Origin of the sequence: Sodalis sp. RH22 (assembly GCF_047324165.1) — a bacterium.
Classification (GTDB): domain Bacteria; phylum Pseudomonadota; class Gammaproteobacteria; order Enterobacterales; family Enterobacteriaceae; genus Acerihabitans.
This window is the reverse complement of sequence record NZ_CP178731.1, coordinates 3410308-3434666: the sequence shown is the minus strand read 5'-3', so window position 1 is coordinate 3434666 and position 24359 is coordinate 3410308. Positions and strand designations below refer to the sequence as shown.

Below are 24359 nucleotides of genomic sequence, written 5' to 3'. Positions count from 1 at the left end.
GGCGCGTTGACTGCCGTCCGTGCCGGGATTTAATTTTACAAGCAAGAATGACGGCGTATTTTTATTATCCGTGTTGGCCATCCGTAGCGTGATGTTACCAGTTGATTTTCGCATTCGTGAACGTGATTTGCCCCGCCGGCTATCCTCTTCATCACCGCCTGCTTTAGCCCATCATGCAGTATTTTCCTGATCTCAGCACCGCGCCTTTAAAACCTTGCTCTCTAAACGCTTGCTAGCCCAGCTCTCCGGTATGCCGTTGCAGGCAAAGCACCAGCGCGTCGAAGGTCGCTTTGCAGCGCGGGCTGGCGCGCAGATCTTCATGCACGATGATCCAGGTGGGCAGGATAAACCCGTACTGTTGCGGCAGTACGCGCACCAGGTCCCCCGCCAGCGCCGTTTGGCATATGCCGATGCCGCAGCCGGCGCGGATAAGCGCCAGTTGGGCCAGATCGCTGTCGGTGCGAAAGGTGAAGGCATCGCGCGTCCATACCGGCAACTGCCTGCGCGCGGCCCGCAGATAAGGCGTTTCTTCATCGAATCCGATCAGCGCATGCCGGGTCAGGTCGGCGGGCGCGGACGGTACGCCGTGCCGGCGCAGATAGTCGCGATGCGCGTAGAGGCCGAGCTTCACATCGCCCACGCGTCTGGCGATAAGCGATTCCTGTTTGGGCGGGGTCATACGAACGGCAATATCGGCTTCGCGCCGCAGTAAGTCCTGTACCCGGTTAGTGGTCACCAGTTCAAGGCGCAGCAGCGGATGCGATTGTTTTAGCTGCGCCAGCATTGGCGGCAATACTTCCGTCCCTATCACTTCGCTGGCCGAAATCCGTACCGTACCGGCGATTTCCCGGCCACGGCCGGTGGCCGCCCTTTCCAACGCCGCGGCGGTATCGCGCATGGTTTCGGCATACCCCCGTAAGGCTATTGCGCCCTCCGTCGGGGATAAGCCGTTACGCGATCGGATAAACAAGGGCTGGCCGAATGAGGATTCCATGGCGGCGATATGGCGGCCCGCTGTTGGTTGGGTCATGCCCAGGGCACGCGCCGCGCCTGAGAGCGACCCTTCGGTGAGCACGGCGAGAAAAGTGCGGTAGTATTCCCAGCCGATAGTTGAGCCCATAAACTCCCCTCTCTTGTTGACCATACATAAATGTATAGGTTGTAGCCTGACATAGACAATTTCTTTTATACGCCGCCGCATTAAAATTCTCTTATAACCCTTGGGGAGAAATGCGATGAACATAACGGACAATCCGGCGCATACGGCTTTGGTCCTTGGCGCGACTGGCGGCATTGGCGGCGAAGCGGCGCGCAAATTGCATCACGCCGGCTGGCAGGTGCGGGCGCTTTACCGGCAGGCGCCGGCCGCCGGCGAATACCGGGACGGCATCCACTGGCTGCGCGGGGACGCGATGAACCCCGGGGATGTGATGCGCGCGGCGCGGGGGTGCGGCGTGATTGTCCATGCCGTTAATCCGCCGGGCTACCGACGCTGGGCAGAGCTGGTGCTGCCGATGATCGACAATAGCATCCGCGCCGCCGTCGCCGAAAACGCCACCATTATGCTGCCGGGCACGGTTTACAATTATGGACCGGATGCTTTTCCATTGCTGAACGAAGATGCCCCGCAGCATCCGCTGACCCGTAAGGGCGCCATTCGCGTCGAGCTTGAACGGCGTTTGCAGGCGGCGGCCGATCGGGGGGCGCAGGCCATCGTGGTGCGGGCCGGGGATTTTTTTGGCCCACGAGCGGGCAATACCTGGTTCTCGCAAGGCGTGATCAAACCGGGACGGGCGGTGACGGTGATCAATAGCCCCGGGAAGGCCGGTATCGGCCATCAGTGGTGTTATCTGCCGGACATCGCCGAGACGATGGCGGCGTTGCTGGCCCGGCGTGAGACATTATCGCCTTTCAGCACCTTCCATATGGCGGGGCACTGGGATGATGACGGCATGCAAATGGCGCACGCTATTCGCCGCGTGGTCATGCGCCACGGCGGGCAGCCAGCGTTGCGCGCTTTTCCGTGGTGGCTTACCTCGCTGTTGGCGCCGGTGGTGCCCACCCTGCGTGAACTGCAGGAAATGCGTTATCTCTGGCGCCAGCCGGTTAGGCTGGATAACAGCCGCCTGCAGGCGATGCTGGGCAGCGAACCCCATACGCCGCTGGAGCTGGCGGTGGAAACAACGCTGATGGGCTTGGGGTGTCTTACAGCCCATTGAGGGAAATGCCGGCCCCGGGCGGCCATGATATCACGGCCTCACACACCGGACGCGCGGGGCACCGACGGAGTGATGGTTCCGGCCCCGCGGATACCGTTATTGCCGATCTTATTATGTGATGACCCTCTATGTCCCCGCCGTTACATCGCGTCCAGGCCTCGACAGGATGCCGGATTCGGCCCTATAGTAAGTTGCATAATACAACTATATGGGCAATTTGCATGACAGAGGATGATCTGCCGCTGGTTGACGGCATTCGCGCGGCCTCGCGCCAGATGGTGCGTAAACTGGGGTTTATGCAATCAACCCTGGCTGCAACCGACTATCCGCCTTCGGCTGTGCATGCCATGGTGGAAATTGGCGCGCGGGGCGATATGACGGCGGCGCAGCTCACTGAGCTGCTGGGCCTGGAAAAGTCCAGCGTCAGCCGCATGGTGCGTAAGCTGATTAACGCCGGGGAAGTAAAAGAAACCGCCAGCGCCGTCGATGGGCGCGTCAAACTCCTGGCCTTAACCGCGGCGGGCCAGCGCACCCGGGCCGTTATTGAGGCGTTTGCGCGGCAACAAGTAAGGGCGGCATTGGAACGCATGCAGCAAGCGGAGCGGCAGGCGGTTGCCCGGGGTTTGGCTCTTTATGCCCAAGCCCTGACGTCCCATGGCCAGGCGCCAGCGCAGATCGCCGCGCCGGTGCGTATAGATACGGGTTATCAGCCCGCCGTTATCGGCCGCATCGTACAAATGCATGCGCATTTTTATTCCCGTCATACGGGGTTCGGCCAGTTTTTTGAAGCCAAGGTAGCCAGCGGTTTGGCTGAATTTACCGCCAGGCTGGCCCACCCTGACAACCAATTATGGACCGCCGTCGACAGCGGGCGGATCGTGGGTTCGGTCGCCATTGACGGCGAGGATCTGCCCGGGCGGCAGGCACATTTGCGCTGGTTTATCGTGGAAGAGGGCCTGCACGGGGCGGGTATCGGCCGGCGTTTGCTGCAAGAAGCGCTGGCGTTCTGCGACCGCCGGGCTTTTACCGCCACCCAGCTGTGGACTTTCAGCGGGCTGGATGCGGCGCGGCGTCTTTATGAGTCACAGGGTTTTGTCCTGGCCGAGGCGTCTCCCGGCCGGCAATGGGGCCGGGAAGTGATGGAACAGCGTTTTGTGCGGCCCTGTCACGCGGATTAGCATCACCACAATTTATAATCATCCGCCGCGCAGCATCAGCCCCGGACACCCGGGGCGGTGCCAGGGCTAAAACCTACTCTTTCGGCGCCGGCGCCAGGCCCGCGTAATGCATGCCGGCGCTGGCGACGATATCGCGCCGCGCCAGATAGCGATAGCAGCCGGCGCCCAGAAAGACGCCGATAAACCAGCTGAAGTTCGCCACCTGATGCAGGCCGGGGGTAAAGCTTATCGCCAGCCCTATCAGCACCGCCGGCGCCAGGGCCATGATCGCCTTGGGGTTAAAACCATTATTATACCAATAACGACCGGACGGCGTGGCGTTGAACAGGTCGTCCACCCATACCTTGCCGCGCTTGATAAAATAGAAGTCGGCGATCAGGATCCCGAACAGCGGGCCGATAAACGCGCCCAGCACGTCCAGCGTGTAATGGATAAGCTCCGGCGACTGGAACAGATTCCACGGCGTCAGCAATACCGAGCCCACTGCCGCGATCATGCCGCCGGTGCGAAAGCTGATTTTCTGCGGCGAACAGTTGGAAAAATCGAATGCCGGCGAGACAAAGTTCGCCACGATATTAATGCCTATCGTCGCGATAATCATGGTCAGCAGGCCCAATGCCACCGCCACGCTGCTGCCGACCCGGCTGACGGTTTCAATCGGATCGGTAATCATCTGGCCGAACAGACTCTGGGTACCGGAGACGATGACCACGGTGACAATGGAAAACAGCAGGAAATTGAATGGCAGGCCCCAGCGGTTGCCCCGGCGGATTTCATCCATGCTTTTACCGTAGCGGGAGAAATCGCCGAAGTTCAGCAGCGGTCCCGAAAAATAGGAGACCACCAACGCCACCGCGGTGAGCATTTCCCAGGCCTGCTGGCCCGGGGTCAGCGCTTTGCTGCTCAGGGTAAAGGAGATATTGCTTATCCCGGTCTGGAACAGGATCCAGCCGGCCAGCGCCAGCATCACCACGTAGACCGCCGGTCCGGCAAAATCGATAAACTTCTTGATGGCGTTCATGCCGTGCCAGAACACCATCGCCTGGAGCAGCCACATCACGCCAAAACAGAGCCATCCCAGCGTGGAAAGCCCCAGCCAGTGGCTTTGCGTCAGCGCCTGTAATGACGGCACGAATTTCAGCAATACCAGCATCAGGGCGTTCGCCGCCAGATAGGTCTGGATGCCGTACCAGGCAAAGGCGATAAGCCCGCGGATCACCGCCGGGATATTGGCGCCGAATACGCCGAATGCCTGGCGGCAGATCACCGCGTAGGGCACGCCGGCCATCTGGCTGGGTTTCGCCACCAGGTTGGCGCAGATTTGCACGATGCAAATGCCGAGCAGCAGGCATAACAATACCTGCCAGCTCGCCAGTCCCAGGGTGAAAAAGCTGGCGGCCACCACGTAGCCGCCCATGCTGTGCACGTCCGACATCCAGAATGAAAAAATATTGTACCAGCTCCAGTCCTGCTGGCGGGTAGGGGCTAAATCCTCGTTGCAGAGCTTGGGGCTGTAACGGCTGTGATCGGTGGATCCAATGCTATCGCTTACCTGATGAGTGTTTGGCATGAAATGTGCTCCTCTTATCACTACCCTTGGATGTCGGTACTGAGGAATGATTTGCAGGATCCAGGCCAATGCGACAAAATGTGTATACTTAATTTTTAATTTTGGTATACGGAAATAGATCTCTATCGTATACAGGAGCGGTGAATGTCCAGTTGGTACGGCCTGAAAAGTACTGTTTTTTCGCAGGATAAGGACGATGAGATTTATCACGCCATAGTTAAAGCCATCGTCGAGCATCAGCTGCCGCCCGGCAGCAAATTGCCGGAGGAAGCGCTGGCGGCGGCCTTCGGCATCAGCCGTACCGGCATTCGCAAAGTGCTGCAGCGCCTTGCCGCAGTGCATTTGATCCGGCTTACGCCCAAGCGTGGTGCGCAGGTGATCACCCCGGGGGTGGATGAGGCGCGTCATGTCCTGCTGACCCGGCGCATGCTGGAGTGCGCGAATTTACCGCAGGTGGCGGCACACTGCCAGGCGGTGCATATCAGCGCGCTGGAGGATCTGCTGGCCGGGGAGGCGAGGGCGCATGAAGAGCGGGACGGCGCCACCGCGATTCGTCTTTCCGCGCTGTTCCATGTGCAGCTGCAGGCGATTTCCGGCAACGAGGTGCTGACGCAAATGGTCTCGCAGCTCACCCTGCGCTCCTCGCTGGTGATTGCCGCTTATGGCGCGCCGTGGCAGCAGGGTTGCCGCTGCCATGATCACCAGCAGCTGGTCGCGGTGTTAAAGGCGGGGGATACCCCATCGCTGGTGCGGCAGATGGAACAGCATTTCGACGATATCCTGGCGAATCTTCATTTCGAGCGCAGCGGCGAAACCACGCCGGACTTTGCGCGCTTATTCTCGCCGGCGGTAAAAGGGTAGTACTTGCCCGGTTCCGGCCCCGGGCGGCACAGAAATCTGGCCGCCCGCCCGGGCGTAACCGGATAACCATCGCCGTATATTCGGTGCAGGCACAGGTAGAAAGGAGCCGCGATAATGGCCGCTTGTCGTATACAATTAATCAATCCCAACACCAGCGTTGCCATGACCGAGCGGATCCAGGCGGCCGCGCGGCGCGTTGCCGCGCCGGGCACCGATATCGTCGCGGTCTGTCCGGCGGAGGGCGTATCCTCGGTGGAAGGGCATTTCGACGAAGCGGTGGCGACCATGGGCGTGCTGCAACGGGTGAAACAGGGCCGCGAACAGGGGATGAACGGGCATGTCATCGCCTGCTTCGGCGATCCGGGCCTGCTGGCGGCGCGGGAACTGGCCGGCGCGCCGGTGGTCGGCATTGCCGAGGCGGCGATGCATATGGCGACCCTGGTGGCGACCCGTTTTTCGGTGGTCACCACCCTGCCGCGCACGCTGGTTATCGCCCGCCAGCTATTGCACAGCTACGGTTTCGAGCGGCACTGTTCCCGGCTGCGCGCCATTGATTTACCGGTGCTGGCGCTGGAGGATCATTCGGGGCTGGCGCAGCAGCAGGTGCGGGAGCATTGCATCCGGGCCAAGCGGGAAGACGGTATCGGCGCCATTATACTGGGCTGCGCCGGAATGGCCGACCTGGCGCAGGAACTGACCGGGGAACTGCAACTGCCGGTGATAGACGGCGTCAGCGCCGCCATCAAGCTGATTGAATCCCTTTACGCCATGGGATTGTCCACCAGCAAATACGGCGATCTGGATTATCCCCTGCCAAAAGAGATCAGCGGCCATTTTAACGGGCTGAACCTGTAGACCAGCCCGTAAAAACCCGGCATTTAACGTTGCCCGCTGTGGCCTGCGTCGTCAGCCGTCAGGCCGCTTTTTGGCAGGCGGCGGTCGCCGCTACCACGCCGCTTTGCTCCAGCGCCCGCGCGGCGCGCAGGCAGAGATCCTCACGCCACGGCGCGGCGATCAGCTGCACGCCGATCGGCATCCCGCCCGCGATGGTGAGCGGTACGGTCACCACCGGCAGACCCAGAAACGACACCGGCTGGGTCAGCATGCCCATGCTGGCGCGCACCGGCAGCGCCTGGCCATTAACGGTAAACGTGTCCTGGCCGATAAGCGTGGCGCAGCAGGGCGTGGCCGGCGCCAGCAAAATATCCCAGTGGGCGAATAGCGGCTGGATGCGCTCCTGCAAATAGCGGCGAAAACGCTGCGCCTGGATATACCATGCGGAAGGGAGCATCGCGCCGGCCAGCAGGCGCTCGCGCGACAGCGGCTCAAAACGGTGCGGTTCCCGCCGCAACGCCGGCAGGTAACGGTTGCCTCCCTCCGACGCGCTGAGGATAAAGGCCGCCGAGCGGGCGAGCGCCGCCTCGGGGAACATCACCTCTTCGTCCGCGCCCAGCGCCCGGGCGACGGTGTCCAGCGCCCTGGCGGCATCCGCGTCGCACCAAGCGCGGAAATACCCGCCCAGCACCGCGCAGCGCAGCCCCTCCTGTCCCCGGTCCAGCAGCGGTAGCGTCGGGCTGACCGGCCGGTCGGCCTGGAACCCGTCCCCGGGGTCAATGCCCTGCAACGCGTCATAGACCGCGCTGAGATCTTCACAGCACAGCGCCATCGGCCCGATATGATCCAGACTGGCGACAAATGAATGCGTACCGCCGCGCGACAGCCGGCCGAAGGTGGGTTTTAAGCCCAGGATGCCGCACAGTGACGACGGCACCCGGATGGAACCGTTGGTATCGCTGCCCAGGGAAAACTTCACCAGCCCGGCGGCCACCGCGGCGGCCGACCCGCCGGAGGAGCCGCCGGCGATGCGCGCCGGGTCCCGTGGATTGCGGGTAGCGCCATAATGGCTGTTCTCGGTGGTAAAACCATAGGCGTAGGCATCCATATTCAGCATGCCGGACAGCATGGCGCCGCTGCCGGCCAGTTTGGCCACCGCCCAGGCGTCCCGCTGCGCCGCGGCGCGATCGCTGTACAGGCTGGCGCCGGCCAGGGTGGTTTCGCCCGCCACGTCAAACAGGTTTTTCACGCCATAAGGGACGCCCGCCAGCGGCGGCAGGGGGGAGCCGGCACGGCGCAGCGCGTCCAGGGCGTCGGCTTCGCTTAACATTCTCTGCGTCGTGACCCGGGTCCAGGCGTTCAGCGCCGGATTGGCGGCGTCGATGGCGTCCAGGACGGCGCGGGCGATCTCACGGGCCGATACCTCGCCCCCGGCCAGCAGGGCGGTGATCTCGGCTATCGATAATGACGCCAGGGTGGTGATGTTCATGCCTTGTAGACTCCCGCCACGTCCAGCCGGTCATCCAGCGGAAAGGCCATCAGTGGGGCCGCCATGGCGGCGATGCGCTCAAACTGCGCCAGCAGCTCCGCGCGCCTGGCGTCATCAAGCTTAAGCGCCAGCACGCTTTCCATCTGGCGGATATACGCCGCGCAATCGATGGGAACGGCATCGCCAGGCAAGGAATCGTTTGGCATTGAGTCTCCGGGCGCTGAATCGCCCGGTACGGAAACCATGGGTACCGCATCGGTCGGAATCAAGGGCTTATCCATCAGGTTCTCCAGGTTTTGTTAACACTAAAATCCGGCGGCGCTGCCGTTGCTGCGCGGGTCAAACGCGCCCTCCAGCATCCCGTTGGTATGGCGCACTATCGCGCCGGCGTGTCCGACCGCTTCGCTGAAATCCGGCAGGGACTCCACCTCGTGGCCGAGCGCGCGCAGGGCATCAAAGGTGGCGCCGCTAAAACGCCCTTCGAGTTTCAGGGTATCGGTGGCCTGCCCCCAGGTCCGCCCCAGCAGCCAGCGGGGCGCGTTGACGGCTTGCTGCAACGGCATGCCCTGCATGATATGGCGGGTAAATATCGCCGCCTGGGTCTGCGGCTGGCCGTCCCCGCCCATGGCGCCGTAGACCATGACCCGGCCGTCATGCAGCTTTGCGGCGGCCGGATTAAGCGTATGGAACGGATATTTGCCCGGCGCCAGCGCCCGCAAATGCCCGGGCTCCAGGCTAAAGGCGGCGCCGCGGTTTTGCCACAATATACCGCTTTTCGGCAGCACCACGCCGCTGCCGAATTCGTGGTAAATGCTCTGGATAAAGGACACCGCCAGCCCGCTGCTGTCCACCGTGCCCATCCATACCGTATCCCCCGGCGCCAGCATACTGCCCCAGGGCGCGGCGCGTTCGGCGTCCACCCGGCGCGCCAGGCCGTCCAGGAAAGCGGGCGCCAGCAGGGCGTCAGGATCGCAGGCCAGGTGCGCCGGGTCGGTGATAACTTCATCGCGCAGCGCGAACGCCAGCTTGGTGGCCTCGACGATGCGATGGATGGTCTGGGTTTCAGACTGCGCGGCCATGGACAGGCGATCGGTAATGCCGAGGATGGCCAGCGACACCAGGCCCTGGGTGGGTGGCGCCAGGTTAAACAGCTCGCCTTTGCCGTGCGCCAGGCGCAGCGGGGCGCGCCGTCTGGCGCGGTAAGCGGCCAAATCCGCGGCGGTGACCGGCATGCCGATCGCCTTCATTTCCTGGGCCATGCCGGCGGCTACCGGGCCGCGGTAAAAACTGTCCAGTCCCTGCTCCGCCAGGGCGATAAGGGTTTCGGCGAGCCGCGGCTGGGTAAAGCGGCTACCGGCCAGCGGAATCTCCCGATGGGGAAAAAACACCCGGGCAAAATCCGCCCGGCCCGCCAGTTCGGAGAATTTGGCGCGGGAAGCCTGTTCCTGCGACAGGGAAACCGGCATGCCGTCGGCGGCATAACGGATGGCATCCGCGAGCAGGCTTGATAGCGGCAGCCGCGGGTAGCCCATTTCCGCCGAGAGCGACAGCGCCTCAGCCCAGCCGGCCACCGTGCCCGCCACCGTCAGCGCCGACATCGCGCCGCGATGGGGGATAAGCGCCTCATCCCGGTAAAAATCGAAAGTCGCCAGCGAACCCGCCGGGCCGCCGGCATCGATGGCGACCGGCTCGCCGCGCGGCGGCACGATAAGCCAGAAACCATCGCCGCCCAGGCCGTTCATATGCGGGTAGACCACCGCGATGGACGCGGCGGCGGCCACCATCGCTTCAATGGCGTTGCCGCCCGCGCGCAGGACGGCCAGCGCGCTTTCACTGGCAAGATGATGCGGCGTCACCGCCATGCCCATCGGCGCCATGGAACTGTTGTTCATCTTGGTCAATATCTCTTGTTAACGGGCGGAGGCTGGCAACAGTTAAGCAAGAGGCGTTCCAACCCGCGCCGCCGGATTCATTTGCCTGCGCCGCGGCAGGATATGCTAGGGTAATATGAAACAAAGGTTGCAGCCGGGAAGGAGATATGAAGCAATTCGATGAGCGCCTGCGCGCCGCTTATGCGCAGCTTTCACCGCAGGAACAGCGGGTCGCCGCGTTTATCCTCGATCATTTCGACGATCTGATCAGTTATAACAGCGCGGAGCTGTCGCGTTTAAGCGGCGTCTCCAAGGCGACCGTCAGCCGGCTGTTCAAACGCCTGGGTTATGATAACTATCGCCAGATGCGCGACGAACTGCGGGTGTTGCGCCAAAGCGGGATGCCGTTAACCGATAGCCGCGACGCGGTCCAGGGCAACACGCTGTTGTCACGGCATTACAAACAGGAAATGGCTAACCTGACCTACTGGGTCAACCGGCTGGACGGCGCGCAGTTTTCCGCGGTGATAACGGCGATGGATAATGCCCGGCGTCTGTGCCTGGTGGGCTTGCGCAACAGCTATCCGGTGGCGATGCACCTGCGCCAGCAACTACTGCAGGTGCGCGGGCGGGTGAGCCTGCTGCCGCAGCCGGGGCAGACGCTGGCCGAAGAAATAGTGGATCTGACCGCCGAGGATATGGTGGTGGTGGTGGCGTTTCGCCGGCGCACGCCGCAAATCCGGCCGTTATTACTGCAGCTTAAAAATAACGCCGTGCCGGTGCTGCTGATAAGCGAGCCCCAGGCGCAGGCGCTGATTCCGCTGGCGCGCTGGCATATCGCCGCAACGCTTGACAGCGTATCGGCGTTTGATTCCTACTCGTCTGCCATGAGCCTGGCGAACCTTATCAGCAACGCATTGCTGCATCATACCCTGGCCCAGGGACGGGCGCGCATCCACAGTATCGCCGATGGGTATGGCGAACTGGATGAGCTTGAACCCCGGGGTTCATAAAAAAACAGCGCGACATAGCGGTGCGCTTGCACTTTATGGGTGCGTTATTTTCCCGCCGCAGGGCCAAGGCTTTGCCATTCCCGTTAGCATAACCCCGCTTATGGCGGGGCTGGCCTGATGTTTCCCCCCGGTGTTCCCCGGCGTGAATCAATGGTTTCATTTGGCACATTAGTTGCAGATAATTAGCCTGAGAATCATTTGTTTCATTACTTCATCTTGGGAACCCGGTATGCAAATCAGAAAACAGCTTATAGCCCTGGCGGGCGCGGTCCTGTTGTTTACCCAGGCGGGGGCGGCCCTGGCCGATCAGTTACAGCAAATCCAGCAGCGCGGCGTGCTGCGGGTCGCCATTCCACAGGACTTCCCCCCTTTTGGGTCGGTCGGCACCGATCTGCAGCCCCAGGGCTACGATATCGACATGGCGCGTTACCTGGCCGACAAGATGAAGCTGAAATTGCAACTGGTGCCGGTGACCAGCGCCAACCGGGTGCCTTATTTGCAAACGGACAAGGTCGATCTGGTGATTTCCAGTTTGGGTAAAAACGCCGAGCGCGAAAAAACCATTGATTTCAGCCGCGCTTACGCGCCGTTTTTCCTCGGCGTCTTCGGGCCGAAGGACGACGGGCTGAAAGCGCCGGCGGAACTGGCCGGCAAAACGGTGGGGGTGACCCGCGGCGCGGTGGAGGATATGGTGCTGACCGATCTGGCGCCGAAGGATGCCCAGATCAAGCGTTATGAAGATAACAACACCACGCTGTCGGCCTATATGTCCGGCCAGGTGCAGTATGTGGCGACCGGTAATCTGGTGGTGAGCGCCATTGCCCGCCAGAACCCGGCCAAGGCGCCGGCGGCGAAATTTATGCTTAAGGACTCGCCGTGCTATGTCGGCCTGCGCAAGGATGAGCCGGCGCTGAAGGAGAAGGTTAACGCCCTGATCGACGAAGCGCTGAAAGACAATACCCTCAACAGTCTGTCCGAAAAATGGATGAAAGCGCCGCTGCCGGCCGATTTGGGCGCCTGAGGACGCCGCGCCCATGACCTATCAGCTTAATTTCGCCGCCCTGTGGCCCTATACGCCCGAACTGCTGTCCGGGCTGTGGGTGACCCTGATGCTGACCACCGCCGCCACGGCGGGCGGTATTACCCTCGGCGTGTGCGGCGCGGCTATCCGCAGCGGCCGGTATGTCGTGCCGGGCCGGTTATGGGGCGTCTATGTGGAGCTTATCCGCAATACGCCGTTTGTGGTGCAGCTGTTTTTTATCGTCTTCGGCCTGCCGGCGCTGGGGCTGAAAATGACCGCCGGCGAGGCGGCGCTGCTGGCGATGGTGGTGAATCTCGGCGCCTACAGCACGGAAATCATCCGCGCGGGCATCCAGGCCACGCCGAAGGGGCAGTGGGAGGCCGGCCGGGTGCTCGGCCTGTCGCGCGGCCAGGTCTTCCTGCGGGTGGTGCTGCCGCCGGCATTAAAACGCATCTACCCCGCGCTGGTGAGCCAGTGCGTGATCGTGATGCTCGGATCGTCGGTGGTTTCCCAGGTGTCTTATGAGGAACTGACGTTTGCCGGCAGCCTTATCCAGTCGCGCACGTTCCTGAGTTTTGAGGTGTACCTGGTGGTGACGCTGATGTATCTGATGCTGTCGCTGCTGATGCGCCAGGTATTGCTACGGGCCGGGCGCCTGATCTTCGGCGGAGAAGGGGCATGACGTCGTTTACCGACTGGGATATCCTGCGCAACCTGCTGCTGGCCGCGCGCTGGACGCTGCTGTTGTCGCTGGTGGCCTTTGCCGGCGGCGGCCTGTTGACCCTGCCGCTGATGTTGATGCGCCTGTCGCGCCGGCGCTGGCTAAAGCAGGGTGTTCGCGCCTACAGTAACCTGTTCCAGGGCACGCCGCTGCTGATGCAGCTGTTCCTGGCCTTTTTCGGCCTGGCGCTGTTCGGCATTGATGTCAGCCCCTGGCTGGCGGCGGCGCTGGCATTGACGTTGTTCACCAGCGCGTTCCTGGTGGATATCTGGTGCGGCAGTATCGATGCCCTGCCGAAAGGACAGTGGGAAGCGTCCCGCTGCCTGGGCTTAAGCTTCGGCCAGACCCTGCTGCGGGTTATGGCGCCGCAGGCCATCCGCATCGCCATTGCGCCGACGGTGGGGTTTTCGGTACAGGTGGTTAAAGGCACCGCGCTGGCGTCCATCATCGGTTTTGTCGAGCTGACCAAGGCGGGGACCATGCTCACCAACGTCACCTTCCAGCCGTTTAAAGTCTTCGGCCTGGTGGCGCTGGGGTATTTCCTGATGTGTTATCCCCTTTCCCGCCTCAGCCATTATCTGGAGAAAAAGTATCATGCCGCTGATAACCATTAACCAGGTGCAGAAATATTACGGCCAGAACCATGTGCTGAAGGGGATCGATCTGGATATCGACGCCGGCGAGGTGGTGTCGATTATCGGGCGCAGCGGTTCCGGCAAAAGCACCCTGCTGCGCTGCATCAACGGCCTGGAAGAGTATCAGGAGGGCAGCATTAAGCTGGGCGGCATGACGGTGACCCACCGTGATGCCCAGGCGCGGGAAATCAGTCGTTCGGTGGGGATGGTGTTCCAGAATTTCAATTTGTTCCCACATATGACCGCGCTGCAAAACGTGATGCTGGCGCCGCGCCGGGTGCTGGGGAAAAATGCGGCCGAATGCCGCGAACTGGCGGTATCGATGCTGGACAAGGTCGGCCTGGGCGACCGGTTGGATTACCACCCCGCCAGCCTTTCCGGCGGCCAGCAGCAGCGGGTGGCCATCGCCCGCGCGCTGGCGATGGATCCCAAGGTGCTGCTGTGCGATGAGATCACCTCGGCGCTGGATCCGGAACTGGTGGGGGAAGTGTTGAAAGTGCTGGAAAAACTGGCCGGCGAAGGCATGACCCTGATCCTGGTCACCCATGAAATGAGCTTTGCCCGCGAAGTCGGCGACCGGGTGGTGTTTATGCACCAGGGCACGGTGTGGGAGCAGGGCGCAAGCCGAGAACTGTTCGCCCGGCCGCGGACGGCGGAACTGAAACAGTTTATTGCCTCGGTACGGGGCCTCGGCGACGCCTAGGCCTGGCTGTCCGGCGCCAGGATCTGCATCCCTGCCGCCGCCTGGATTGGGCGCGGCGGGCAGCGGGGTTCAGGACCGGTGAGGCGGTTCCCCGTTGCCGACTTACTTGGCGTATTACTAAATAAATTAATAGCGTTCTCGGAAGGATAAATCATGTTGGATATTGCGAGCTATGACCAGATGAATCCGCCGGCCCGGCTGCTGATGGGGCCGGGGCCGATTAATGCCGATCCGCGCGTGCTCAGGGCGATGTCGGCCCAGCTTATCGGCCAGTATGATCCGGCGATGACCGGCTATATGAACGAGGTGATGGCGTTGTACCGCCAGCTGTTCAACACCGCCAACCGCTGGACCCTGCTGGTAGACGGCACATCGCGCGCCGGCATCGAGGCGGTGCTGCTTTCCGTGATCCGGCCCGGTGATAAGGTCCTGGTGCCGGTATTCGGCCGCTTCGGCCATCTGTTATGCGAAATCGCCCGCCGCTGTCGCGCCGAGGTACACACCCTTGAGGTTCCCTGGGGAGACGTCTTCAGCCCCGGCCAAATCGAGGACGCCGTGAAACGGATCCGTCCGCGTGTTTTACTGACGGTGCAGGGCGATACCTCCACCACCATGCTGCAGCCGCTGGCGGAGCTGGGCGATATCTGCCGCCGTTACGGCGCGCTGTTTTATACCGACGCCACCGCCTCGTTCGGCGGCAACCGTCTGGACACCGACGCCTGGGGCCTGGACGCGGTATCCGCCGGCCTGCAGAAATGCCTCGGCGGCCCGTCCGGCAGCGCGCCGGTCACGTTGAGCCCGCGCTTTGAAGAGCAGATCCGCCGCCGCAAATGCGTGGAGCAGGGGATCCGCACCGCCGATCATCGGGACGGCGATGATGAAATGATCTATTCCAACTATTTTGATCTCGGCATGATCATGGATTACTGGGGGCCGGAGCGGCTGAATCATCATACCGAGGCCACCAGCATGCTGTTCGCCGCCCGCGAGTGCGCGCGCATCCTGCTGCAGGAGGGGCTGGATAACGCCATCGCCCGCCATGAACTGCACGGCGCGGCGATGCTGGCCGGTATCCAAGCCATGGGGCTGGGCGTCTTCGGCGATATACGCCATAAAATGAATAATGTGCTGGGGGTGGTGATACCCGACGGCATCAACGGCGAACAGGTACGGCAACTGCTGCTGAACGATTTCGCCATTGAAATCGGCACTTCGTTCGGCCCGCTGCACGGCAAGATCTGGCGTATCGGCACCATGGGCTATAACGCGCGCAAGGATTGCGTGATGCAGACCCTGGCCGCGCTGGACGCGGTGCTGAACCGGCTGGGTTTTGCCAGCGGGCAGGGCGCCGGCACGCAGGCGGCCTGGGATCATTACACAGCCGCGGCGGAGGTGTAATGACGCAACCGAGAATGACGGCGGATTTGGCCGGCAGCGCCGCGCTCAGGGTGATGGCGCGCTGCGATACGCTGGCGGAAATCAGCGCGACGCCGGGCGAGCTGACGCGGGTCTATCTTTCTGCGGAACATCTGCGCGCCAATCTGCAGGTCGGCGCATGGATGCGCGCGATAGGGATGCGTGTCTGGCAGGACGAGGTCGGCAACCTGTGCGGCCGTTACGAGGGGTTGCAGCCGGCGCTGCCGGCCATCCTGCTCGGTTCCCATCTGGATACGGTGCGCAACGCGGGGCGCTACGACGGTATGCTGGGCGTGCTCACCGCCCTGGAGGTGGTGCATTACCTGTACCAGCACCGGCTGCGGTTGCCGATGGCGATTGAGGTCATCGCTTTTGCCGATGAGGAGGGCACGCGCTTCGGCATCGCCCTGCTCGGCAGCCGGGGCCTTACCGGCACCTGGCCGCCGGACTGGCTGGAGCGGCGCGACGCCGAAGGGATAAGCGTCGCTCAGGCGCTGCGCGCCGCCGGGCTGGATGCGGGGCTTATCGGCCGGGCCAAACGGGAGAAAGCAGCCTTCAGCGCTTACCTGGAACTGCATATCGAGCAAGGCCCCTGCCTGGAAAATGCGGGACTGGCGCTGGGCGTGGTCTCGGCCATTAACGGCGCCAGGCGCCTGAACTGCCGCTTTACCGGCTCGGCCGGGCATGCGGGCACCGTGCCGATGGCAAACCGCGCGGACGCGCTGAATACCGCCGCGCGCTGGATAGCGCGCATCAACGATATCGTCGCCGCCCACGGCCCGGAGATGGTGGCGACGGTGGGCGAGCTGCACTGCCTGCCGGGCGCGGTCAACGTGATCCCGGGCGAGGTCCGGCTAACGCTGGACGTCCGCGGCCCCGACGACCGCGCGCTGGCGGCATTGCTTGCCGGCCTGCTGGACTGTGCCGCCGCTATCGCCGGGCAGCATGCCTGTGCCTTCGGCAGCGAGGAGTTTTACCGCATCGACGCCACGCCCTGCGATCGACGCCTGCAAGCCGTGCTGGCCGGCAGCGTGCAGGCCATGCAGCAAAAAAGCCTGTTATTGCCCAGCGGCGCCGGTCATGACGCCATTGCCGTGGCGCAACGCTGGCCGGTGGGCATGCTGTTCGTGCGCTGCGACCGGGGAATAAGCCACCATCCCGATGAAGCGGTCGCCATGGCGGACGTGGCGGCGGCGATCCGGGCTTATCTGGAGGCGGTGCTGACGCTGGCGGAAGGCCCGGCGGGCGACGAACCCAGGTGCGACATCACCGGCGCCGGTTAGACTATGTAGTATAGGAGCAGGGCGGCGCAAGGAGGCGACCCGCACCGATAGGGCGCGCCAGGCGCATCGGGACAGAAAAATATCTTTAGCGATAAATATCTTTCAAGCATGTTCTTTATTCGCCAAACTTGAATGCGGCGGTGTTATATCTTTCGCATATAGAAATAATTATTATTAAATTGAATAAGTGATAAAAAACTTAATTTTTTAATTTAGTATATATTTTAAATTTATTTTATTAACGCATCATTATCGGCAGATACTCAAAGCAACAGGTGACATGGGGAAAGGTAGCCATTATGGTAAGCGGCGTCAGCGATACAATACCACCATCAAATCATTCACGCCATCATGAACGGTTGTTGCATAATAATATTAGTAATGCTTTTATTTCTGCTTATTCATCGATTAATAATTTAAAGGAAGATAATACTTCCATAACCGGCGACGATCTTTTCCAGCGGGCGGCGCAATTAAATACGGAGCGCGCTCATCACTGCGGGGCGGAGGAATCATTAACGCCGACAGCGCCCAAAAACCTGTGGCACAGACTCGCTTATGCTTTGCTGATGGCGTCTCCCGTTATGGGGAAGGAGGCGTTGTGGGCTACCCCCTTGCGCGGCGGGAATACGCTTTGCGTAATGTCCGCTACGCCGCGCCGGGGTCAGCGTCTCTTAGGCCTGCCGCAAGGCGGCAAGGTTAAACGCGCGGCGAAACCGGATTCGCGGCGGATCAGGACCGATAGATTCTATCTCCTGGCACTGTTTCTCAACAGAAACGCAACGGCGAGTCTCGACCCGGAAACCTGCGGCGATCTGCAACTGGCGGCAAAGTTGCTCGACGTCGTCGCCCGGCAGCCTTCCCTGATACCGGATATTGCCCGCATGGCGCTTTCCGGCAGCAATCTCTACGGCGAGCGTCGGGGGGAAACGCTCAGCTCGTTGCAACAACGCGGCCTGGTCGGGCAAATGCTGTGCCGGCTTATCTACCAGGAAGAAAGCATCCCCCTGCGCATGGCAAAATTATTTGCGGTAAATCGTCAGGTGACGCAAAAAGAGTTTGCCGCGGTAGTGCGGACCTGGCCCTACGCCGAGGGCTTCGAGACAGGTGAACGGTTATGGCGAAAAAATTATGAAGCGGCGGAAATTCCTGTTCTATACCTCAACAGCCTTTATACCCTGACGGAAGGGCAGGCGTGGCACAAAAATGATTATCCCTTTTTTCTCGATCTGGATAACCTTTGGGTCGGCAGCCTGACCTGGACGTTAATACAATTCGGCGCCAGGTCTATCGCGCTGAAAGATATGGACAACCTTAACGCCACCTCTCCTTTTTCCATGATGGAATTGGGCTTGGGGCTGGTCGCTCTTTTCCGGCAAGGATTACTGGCAACCGGCGTGGAACCTACGTTTCATCTGGGCCTGCTGCTGTATTACCTGCGTGCTCGGCCAGAGCTGGACCTTGGGCAGATAGTCGTTAATGAAACGCTGGACCCTGCTTTCGCGCTTCTCAAAGAAGAATTAGAAAACAGGCATATTATCGCCCAGCGCCTGTACGACAGCGTCAGCGATTACCAGGCGGATTACCAACGCCCGGCATGGCGTACCCGTCAGGGCGCCGCGGAGGAATTGCTCAGGCAGTATTGCGGATCGGCTTCGCTTCCACTGTCAAGGAAACATGCTCCGGCTGCCAGGCATTTCCGCTATTATGAGCAGAATCCGGTACGGCAACTGATGATCCGGCCTGCCGGCCAGCAATGTGCTGAAAACGGTACGACCATACCGGATCTCGATGCCTTTTATCGCCAGGAAGTGGAAAATTTTTCCAATAAAATCAAAAGCCTGGATGGCTCCCTTCTGGCTGCGGCCTTTCTGCCCAGCGATTTTCATGATCACCTCCTCCAGTCAGTGGACGTAAAGTTTCTGGAACATGCCGGCATAGACTGGGTGATTGCGAAGCTGGAGCGCATCCGGCGCGTGCCGGACATGTTTTATTCCAGCGTGCCCGTACAAAATGTGGGTAAATCCGATACGTTTTTTTTCCAGGCCCGGCTGACCCATGAGCGCCGGCTGTTTGCGTTGCGGACCACGGAACAGGGCTACCTGTTGCGCAGGATTGTTTATGACAATGCCCATCTTGAGGCACTGAAACCCTTTATGGAGGGTTGGCCGGCGCCGGGATTGCTGCCGCACTTCCGATTTTCGCTCGCGGTCCTGAATCACAACGCGCCCCTAAAACAACGAAATGAAACACTGGCGGTTTTCCTGGAGCGTTATGCCGAAATTCACTACCAATCCTATCGGCAAAAAATTTATGAACAGGGCTATCAGGCCATCAAGTCGCCTTTTCCCCGCATTTTGGATAAGGCGGCCGGCATGTTTATTCCCTTTTACACCTGTGTAAATTCTCTTATCGCGGGCCAGCAACAATCCGCCTTTACACATTGTCAGGTGGACGGCGCGCTGGTGGGGTTGCCGCTGATATTTGTCGGGGTAAAAGCCGGTCTGGGCCTGTACCGGGAGGCGGCTATTGGCGCCGCTGAAACACTGGGCGGACCGAGGTTCATCGCATCGGAGCGGGAAATTTTCGCCAACAGGGTGCCGGCCTCGACACAAATTGCCGGCGGCGTCACGGCCGCCCAAACGCAACTCGCGGGATTTATGGATGTGATGGGCAAAGAGGTGTTGAAAAGCTTCGACCCCGGTTTTGCCGCGCTGCGATCGCTGAGTCTCCTGACCAAAGGGGTCTACCTTGCGGTGCTCGGCAGAACGGCGGTTGGGCTGATACCATGGCGGTCTAGCCTGGCCAAAATCACCGGGAAAATCCCTCAGTACGTCTCTATCAATGCTACCCAGAATTATCAATTGACCTATGGGGACCAGGCAGATACACCCCTTACCATCAATGTGAAAGGGATTTCCTATTTGGTATTGCAGATACAAAACAGCAGCATGGTGGCGGCGCAGACCGGCGAGCGCATGCCCCACGGCGAATTAATGTTTTCCCAGTTGGATTTGCAGAGCCGGTTCGGCATCTATAAAAAATATTACTGCATCTATACCGGCGATGCGCAATGCCGGCTGGAGACCTATCGCCATCCGGACTTCAAGATTGAAAAGGCCGCCAATATCTCCCAGGCGCAGGAGGGACATTTTGTCTGGTTGCTTAACACCACCTTACCGATAAACCTGGTGGTGGTGCATCCTATTTATCAGGTCGAATATGTTGGCAATCGGTGGGTGCTATTTGAAATCAATGGCCGGCGCTGGGCCTTCGCCCATGACAGCGGCATTCTGATGCCGGCGGATAATACCGATGAATGGCATATCTCTCCCCCCGCGGCCGGAGATTTTATCTCGATGATTGATCGCGGCGCTGACGACAGGACTTTTAGGCTGCGCCTGATGCAGTTGCCAGGACGCCGTAAACGGGATACGGGATCGCGCAGCCTGCGCACGTGGCGTCAATTATTGACGGATTACCGGCTGGATGATGAGGGGGAAATTTCCGGATTCGCCGCCAATATTTACGATGACGCACACCTGGATGTGGCAATCGGCGAGGCAAAATTTCTCCTTGCGCCGGAAAAGAATGCCGCCACCTTCCTGTTGCGTCATCCGCGAAACGCAGCAGCGCCGGCTTTTCGCGTGGCGTATCTTCCCGACGAGGCTGATTTTGTTTTTGCCTCGCCGCTCGATCGGCTCAATTCCCACCGGATCGGCGAGGATTTGCGCCGGAAAATGGACGCTATCCCGCCGTCCGCCCGGGCATTCCCCGGCGATATCCTGCAGCCGCCGCTTTTCAACGGCGCTTTCCGCTACGGTAAACGCATGTTCCTGAAAAACGGCGATCGGTTTTTATCCATCACGCCCGCCGGCGCGTATTACCATGGTCTGCCGGGGGAGGAAGGGGATAGCCATGAGGGCGTATGGACCTTACGCTATGAATTGTTCACCGGAAGTTTTGAGCTGTCCGTCCTCCGGTCGTCTTTTCACCTGCCGGGCCAGGGAGACGACGAATTCCTTTCCCGGTTTGAAAAGCTTGCCGTTCGCGCCTTTGCGAAAAAAAAATACCCCACCCTGGCGGCGTTATGCCAGCCGGGCAACATGACTGACGGCCTTTCTCCCGCGCGGCAATCGCATCTTGGCGGTCGTCTGCGCCAGGTGGCGCTGCTGCTTCGTCTTGATCCTCATCGCCGATCGGAGCTTTTGCATGCTTCAAGCGTAGCGCTGCGCGCGTTCAGGAAAGACGACCGCCTGCCGATGGAGTGGATTGCCGACTTCCATCCCCTGGCACTCTGGGCCACGCTGGAAAACGTGGCGACGGCCTGCGGCCGGCGTAACGAGGGAGAGAGCCTGCTGGCAAGCCGGCAGTTGGCGCAGTTGGCGGGACAGGAATGGGGTTTCCCTGCGCCAGTCCTGATTGCCGAAGGGCCGGAGCCCATGCTGTTTATTGTCAGCCATACACCGGTTCCGGCGGGGCCGCACCAGGAAAAAAAATTTGTCATACGGCTGTTTGTCGACCGGATAGCCATACAGGAACTCGTCAGCGAGGACGGATTCCGTCGTTGGCTGCCGCTGTTTGAGGACCCGCAGCGGACGACGGTGACCAAACATGCCCTGGCGGAAACACAGCAGCCGGTGTTCTGGTGTGATGAAGCGGATCATATCTGGGCGCAAACACCCGACGGCGTTAAAAGACGCTTATTGCGCAATGACAGCCGCCAGCCGGTGGATGATATTATCGTTTCTCCCGACGGCGCCACGGTGGTGGTGCTTCACTTCAGCGCACCGATAACGCAGCGCGCGCTGTTTTACGCCATGCCGGCCATGGGCGCGCGGACCGGGGAGGCGGATATTGCTTATTCGAGGGAAGTCGTTGTTACCGGTTCGGTGGCCCATGGCCGGGCATGGTGGGTTACCGATCGGGGCGAGCTGTTTGTACCGCGGCAACATTATTGGTCCTTGCAGGATGACCCGCAACCCCGCTGGCGCGCGCCTGAAGGTTACCAGCCGGATTTCGTCTCCCCCGACCAGCGTTTTCTCGGTTATAGCGGGCACGATAGCCAATTACGCCAGCATGAGATAATGCTGATCGATACCGTTACCGATAACCGCTTGATACTGCGGCGCGGACGGCCTTTCAACCTGGAGAACTTTCGCCTGGGCAAGGTGGTCAGCGTCGCGTTCTCAGCGTTGAATGCGCTGGTCGCGGTTGGTTTCTCCGACGGTTACATTGAAATATACCGTATCGATGATGAGAATAACGCCGGCGTGGGCATTTCTCTTGGCGGCGTAAGCGTGCCCGAGGCACTGTTTAATCTGGCGGGCATCAGCTATCCCAAACAAAAGCAGATGGTGCTCCAATTTAATAATGCTTTTGACCGGCTGCTGGTTTTTCACGATATCGGCGAGTTTAGCGCCGGTTCGCCGGGTAACGGCAGCTATGCCATGGCGGAAATCTATCTGTCGGACGCAAAAAAACCGGATAGCTGACCGGGCGATGGCGCGCCAGCGGTGATAAGGCGGCTTGCCGGCGCGCAAGGCTGCTCCGCCTCCTTCCTAAAAAACCATTGAATTAATAAATTAATTTAAAACAATGGGTTAATGTTTTTTCGGTATTTCTGAAAGTGTTTATTCTGTGATCCTGTCCCACAAATCCTAATAAAAACGTTTTTATTAGAAACGTTTTTATGGGAGGCTGGCGCTATGTTACGGCTTGGTTGCCACTCTGTTAACCTTGATTGAGGTCTGGATAACGGGGAGCGCGGAAACAACGAAGGGGAGTCATGCATGGACACAGAAGGTAGCGGGAAAAACACAGGGCAGCGCAGGACCGGGGCGCATATCTTCGCCGCCGCGCTGAAACGCCATGGCGTGGAGGTGATTTTTGGCCAAAGCATTCCGGCCGCGCTGTTTTTGGCCACGCCGGAATACGGTATCCGCCAGGTGGGCTATCGTGCGGAAAACGCCGGTACGTATATGGCGGACGCTTATGCGCGCCTGTCCCATAAGGTGGCGGTGGTCACAGCGCAAAACGGTCCGGCGGCCACCCTGCTGGTGGCCGGACTGGCGGAGTGTTATAAGGCCTCGGTGCCGGTGGTGGCGGTGGTGCAGGATGTGCACCGCAAAATGACCGATAAAAACGCGTTCCAGGAACTGGACCATCTCGATTTGTTTAAAGGCGTGTCGAAGTGGACGCGCCGCGTTACCGACATCGACCGGCTTGATGATTATATCGACATGGCGTTTACCGCCGCCGCGTCGGGCCGCCCCGGCCCGGTGGTGATTATCGTTCCCATCGATCTGTTTAACGAGGCCGCGCCGCAACATCCCCGCCGGCATGCCTCCTCGCTCGGGCATTTTCCGTTGGATCGCACGGTGGCCGCGCCCGAGGCGATTGAAGAAGCGGCGCGCCTGCTGGCCGGGGCCGAGGCGCCGTTGATTATCGCCGGCGGCGGCGTGCATATTTCCGATGCGGCCCGGGAGGTTGCGGCGCTGCAGGATGCGGCCTGCCTGCCGGTGGCCACCACCGCCATGGGCAAAGGGGCGGTCAGCGAGGACCATGAGCTTTCGTTGGGCGTGGTCGGGTATTTTATGGGCGCGCGCGGCCGTACCCGCCATTTGCGCGATATGGTGGCCGGCGCCGATGTCATCCTGCTGATTGGCAACCGCACCAACCAGAACGGCACCGATAGCTGGAGCCTGTATCCGCAGGAGGCCAAATATATCCACCTGGATATCGACAGCCAGGAAGTGGGCCGCAACTACGACGCGCTGCGTCTGGTGGGCGACGCCAAACTGACCCTGCAGGCGCTGACGGCGGCCATGAAACGGCAGGATCTCGGCAAACGCCGCGGCGCCCGTTCCGCCATTGCCGCCAGGATTGCCGCCGCCCATGAAACCTGGCAATCGGAGGTGCAGCAAACCCTGGATCTCAACGCCCGCCCGATTCGCCCGGAACGCCTGATGCTCGATCTGGATTCCCTCTTAACGCCGGAGACGATCGTGGTCTCCGACGCCAGCTATTCCTCGATCTGGGTGGCCAATTTTCTCAAGGCGCGCGCCGTCGGCGCCCGGTTTGTTACCCCGCGCGGCCTGGCCGGCCTGGGGTGGGGATTTCCCTATGCGGTAGGCGCCAAGATCGCCCGTCCCGAGGCGCCCGTCTTCGCGCTGGTGGGCGACGGCGGTTTCGCCCATGTATGGTCGGAGCTGGAAACCGCCCGCCGCATGGGGGCCAATGTGGTGCTGGTGGTGCTGAATAATGAAATCCTCGGCTACGAAAAACACGCGGAGAAAACGCTGTTCGGCGATTATTCCGACGCCTGTGATTTCAAGCCGGTGGACCATGCCGCCATTGCCCGCGCCTGCGGCTGCGAGGGGGTGCGTATCGAGAATCCCGCTGATTTTTTACCGGCCCTGAAACACGCCTTCAGCGCCGATAACACCACCGTTATCGATGTGATTACCGAACAGCGCGCCTACCCCCCGGTGACGATGTTCGACGGGCAAAAGAACCTGGATTACTGACAGGCGGAGAGACGCT

Annotated in this window: 18 protein-coding genes; 13 read left to right on the top strand and 5 right to left on the bottom strand. The window is 60.9% G+C overall.

Annotated features, from left to right (window positions below):
• Nucleotides 1-232 precede the first annotated feature (232 nt).
• The gene (locus tag ACL2XN_RS15625) at nucleotides 233-1120 is read right to left on the bottom strand and encodes a LysR family transcriptional regulator (protein WP_413729022.1); all 888 of its coding nucleotides are present in this window, start codon (nucleotides 1118-1120) and stop codon (nucleotides 233-235) included.
• 115 nt (nucleotides 1121-1235) lie between these two features.
• Between ACL2XN_RS15625 and ACL2XN_RS15620 the strand changes: the two genes are divergently transcribed.
• Nucleotides 1236-2219, top strand: coding sequence for an NAD-dependent epimerase/dehydratase family protein (locus ACL2XN_RS15620; protein WP_413729021.1), 984 nt, complete (start codon nucleotides 1236-1238; stop codon nucleotides 2217-2219).
• Nucleotides 2220-2440: 221 nt separating this feature from the next.
• On the top strand, nucleotides 2441-3397 hold the full coding sequence (locus tag ACL2XN_RS15615; RefSeq protein WP_413721919.1) for a GNAT family N-acetyltransferase: 957 nt from the start codon (nucleotides 2441-2443) through the stop codon (nucleotides 3395-3397).
• A 73-nt stretch (nucleotides 3398-3470) separates the two neighbouring features.
• Here ACL2XN_RS15615 and ACL2XN_RS15610 read toward each other — a convergent pair whose 3' ends face one another.
• The gene (locus tag ACL2XN_RS15610; protein ID WP_410012504.1) at nucleotides 3471-4967 is read right to left on the bottom strand and encodes an NCS1 family nucleobase:cation symporter-1; all 1497 of its coding nucleotides are present in this window, start codon (nucleotides 4965-4967) and stop codon (nucleotides 3471-3473) included.
• 144 nt (nucleotides 4968-5111) lie between these two features.
• On the opposite strand from ACL2XN_RS15610, the gene ACL2XN_RS15605 reads away from it, so the two are divergent.
• Nucleotides 5112-5828, top strand: a complete 717-nt coding sequence (locus ACL2XN_RS15605; RefSeq protein ID WP_413729020.1) for a GntR family transcriptional regulator — start codon at nucleotides 5112-5114, stop codon at nucleotides 5826-5828.
• A 114-nt stretch (nucleotides 5829-5942) separates the two neighbouring features.
• Nucleotides 5943-6683: an aspartate/glutamate racemase family protein gene (locus tag ACL2XN_RS15600; RefSeq protein WP_413721921.1), complete on the top strand. Its 741-nt coding sequence runs from the start codon at nucleotides 5943-5945 to the stop codon at nucleotides 6681-6683.
• 58 nt (nucleotides 6684-6741) lie between these two features.
• On the opposite strand, the gene ACL2XN_RS15595 is transcribed toward ACL2XN_RS15600, so the two are convergent.
• The 3 genes from ACL2XN_RS15595 to ACL2XN_RS15585 all read right to left on the bottom strand — a co-directional run bounded on the left by ACL2XN_RS15595 (nucleotide 6742) and on the right by ACL2XN_RS15585 (nucleotide 10043).
• Nucleotides 6742-8151 (bottom strand): AtzE family amidohydrolase, encoded by a 1410-nt coding sequence (locus ACL2XN_RS15595; protein ID WP_410012501.1) that lies wholly within the window; start codon nucleotides 8149-8151, stop codon nucleotides 6742-6744.
• Entirely contained in the window at nucleotides 8148-8357 is a 210-nt protein-coding gene (gene hpxX / locus ACL2XN_RS15590) for an oxalurate catabolism protein HpxX (protein ID WP_410016656.1), read from the bottom strand. Before hpxX ends, ACL2XN_RS15595 begins: the two co-directional genes overlap by 4 nt.
• 99 nt (nucleotides 8358-8456) lie before the next feature.
• Nucleotides 8457-10043 (bottom strand): gamma-glutamyltransferase family protein, encoded by a 1587-nt coding sequence (locus ACL2XN_RS15585; RefSeq protein WP_413729019.1) that lies wholly within the window; start codon nucleotides 10041-10043, stop codon nucleotides 8457-8459.
• 146 nt (nucleotides 10044-10189) lie between these two features.
• Between ACL2XN_RS15585 and ACL2XN_RS15580 the strand changes: the two genes are divergently transcribed.
• The 9 genes from ACL2XN_RS15580 (at nucleotide 10190) to ACL2XN_RS15540 (ending at nucleotide 24343) form a co-directional block, all read left to right on the top strand.
• Nucleotides 10190-11035, top strand: a complete 846-nt coding sequence (locus ACL2XN_RS15580; RefSeq protein WP_410012499.1) for a MurR/RpiR family transcriptional regulator — start codon at nucleotides 10190-10192, stop codon at nucleotides 11033-11035.
• Between the two features lie 229 nt (nucleotides 11036-11264).
• The gene (locus ACL2XN_RS15575; RefSeq protein ID WP_410012498.1) at nucleotides 11265-12056 is read left to right on the top strand and encodes a transporter substrate-binding domain-containing protein; all 792 of its coding nucleotides are present in this window, start codon (nucleotides 11265-11267) and stop codon (nucleotides 12054-12056) included.
• Nucleotides 12057-12069: 13 nt separating this feature from the next.
• On the top strand, nucleotides 12070-12738 hold the full coding sequence (locus tag ACL2XN_RS15570; RefSeq protein WP_413729018.1) for an amino acid ABC transporter permease: 669 nt from the start codon (nucleotides 12070-12072) through the stop codon (nucleotides 12736-12738).
• The gene (locus tag ACL2XN_RS15565) at nucleotides 12735-13391 is read left to right on the top strand and encodes an amino acid ABC transporter permease (RefSeq protein ID WP_410012496.1); all 657 of its coding nucleotides are present in this window, start codon (nucleotides 12735-12737) and stop codon (nucleotides 13389-13391) included. The genes ACL2XN_RS15570 and ACL2XN_RS15565 overlap by 4 nt, the downstream gene beginning before the upstream one ends.
• Nucleotides 13372-14115, top strand: a complete 744-nt coding sequence (locus ACL2XN_RS15560) for an amino acid ABC transporter ATP-binding protein (RefSeq protein ID WP_410012495.1) — start codon at nucleotides 13372-13374, stop codon at nucleotides 14113-14115. The genes ACL2XN_RS15565 and ACL2XN_RS15560 overlap by 20 nt, the downstream gene beginning before the upstream one ends.
• 153 nt (nucleotides 14116-14268) lie before the next feature.
• A complete protein-coding gene (locus ACL2XN_RS15555) occupies nucleotides 14269-15513 on the top strand; it encodes a pyridoxal-phosphate-dependent aminotransferase family protein (RefSeq protein WP_413729017.1) in 1245 nt (414 codons plus the stop codon).
• Nucleotides 15513-16814, top strand: a complete 1302-nt coding sequence (hpxK, locus tag ACL2XN_RS15550; protein WP_413729016.1) for an allantoate amidohydrolase — start codon at nucleotides 15513-15515, stop codon at nucleotides 16812-16814. Before ACL2XN_RS15555 ends, hpxK begins: the two co-directional genes overlap by 1 nt.
• 569 nt (nucleotides 16815-17383) lie before the next feature.
• On the top strand, nucleotides 17384-22309 hold the full coding sequence (locus ACL2XN_RS15545; RefSeq protein ID WP_413729015.1) for a hypothetical protein: 4926 nt from the start codon (nucleotides 17384-17386) through the stop codon (nucleotides 22307-22309).
• A gap of 297 nt (nucleotides 22310-22606) precedes the next feature.
• Complete coding sequence (locus ACL2XN_RS15540) at nucleotides 22607-24343, top strand: acetolactate synthase catalytic subunit (RefSeq protein WP_413729014.1); 1737 nt, start codon at nucleotides 22607-22609, stop codon at nucleotides 24341-24343.
• Nucleotides 24344-24359: the final 16 nt, after the last annotated feature.

Excerpts from the sequence above, each read along its gene's own strand:
- ACL2XN_RS15620 (WP_413729021.1), top strand. The coding sequence starts at position 1,236 with ATGAACATAACGGACAATCCGGCGCATACGGCTTTGGTCCTTGGCGCG.
- ACL2XN_RS15585 (WP_413729019.1), bottom strand. The coding sequence starts at position 10,043 with ATGAACAACAGTTCCATGGCGCCGATGGGCATGGCGGTGACGCCGCAT.
- ACL2XN_RS15605 (WP_413729020.1), top strand. The coding sequence starts at position 5,112 with ATGTCCAGTTGGTACGGCCTGAAAAGTACTGTTTTTTCGCAGGATAAG.
- hpxK (WP_413729016.1), top strand. The coding sequence starts at position 15,513 with ATGACGCAACCGAGAATGACGGCGGATTTGGCCGGCAGCGCCGCGCTC.
- ACL2XN_RS15560 (WP_410012495.1), top strand. The coding sequence starts at position 13,372 with ATGCCGCTGATAACCATTAACCAGGTGCAGAAATATTACGGCCAGAAC.
- ACL2XN_RS15615 (WP_413721919.1), top strand. The coding sequence starts at position 2,441 with ATGACAGAGGATGATCTGCCGCTGGTTGACGGCATTCGCGCGGCCTCG.
- ACL2XN_RS15600 (WP_413721921.1), top strand. The coding sequence starts at position 5,943 with ATGGCCGCTTGTCGTATACAATTAATCAATCCCAACACCAGCGTTGCC.
- hpxX (WP_410016656.1), bottom strand. The coding sequence starts at position 8,357 with ATGCCAAACGATTCCTTGCCTGGCGATGCCGTTCCCATCGATTGCGCG.
- ACL2XN_RS15625 (WP_413729022.1), bottom strand. The coding sequence starts at position 1,120 with ATGGGCTCAACTATCGGCTGGGAATACTACCGCACTTTTCTCGCCGTG.
- ACL2XN_RS15570 (WP_413729018.1), top strand. The coding sequence starts at position 12,070 with ATGACCTATCAGCTTAATTTCGCCGCCCTGTGGCCCTATACGCCCGAA.
- ACL2XN_RS15545 (WP_413729015.1), top strand. The coding sequence starts at position 17,384 with ATGGCGTCTCCCGTTATGGGGAAGGAGGCGTTGTGGGCTACCCCCTTG.
- ACL2XN_RS15580 (WP_410012499.1), top strand. The coding sequence starts at position 10,190 with ATGAAGCAATTCGATGAGCGCCTGCGCGCCGCTTATGCGCAGCTTTCA.
- ACL2XN_RS15610 (WP_410012504.1), bottom strand. The coding sequence starts at position 4,967 with ATGCCAAACACTCATCAGGTAAGCGATAGCATTGGATCCACCGATCAC.
- ACL2XN_RS15565 (WP_410012496.1), top strand. The coding sequence starts at position 12,735 with ATGACGTCGTTTACCGACTGGGATATCCTGCGCAACCTGCTGCTGGCC.
- ACL2XN_RS15540 (WP_413729014.1), top strand. The coding sequence starts at position 22,607 with ATGGACACAGAAGGTAGCGGGAAAAACACAGGGCAGCGCAGGACCGGG.
- ACL2XN_RS15595 (WP_410012501.1), bottom strand. The coding sequence starts at position 8,151 with ATGAACATCACCACCCTGGCGTCATTATCGATAGCCGAGATCACCGCC.
- ACL2XN_RS15555 (WP_413729017.1), top strand. The coding sequence starts at position 14,269 with ATGTTGGATATTGCGAGCTATGACCAGATGAATCCGCCGGCCCGGCTG.
- ACL2XN_RS15575 (WP_410012498.1), top strand. The coding sequence starts at position 11,265 with ATGCAAATCAGAAAACAGCTTATAGCCCTGGCGGGCGCGGTCCTGTTG.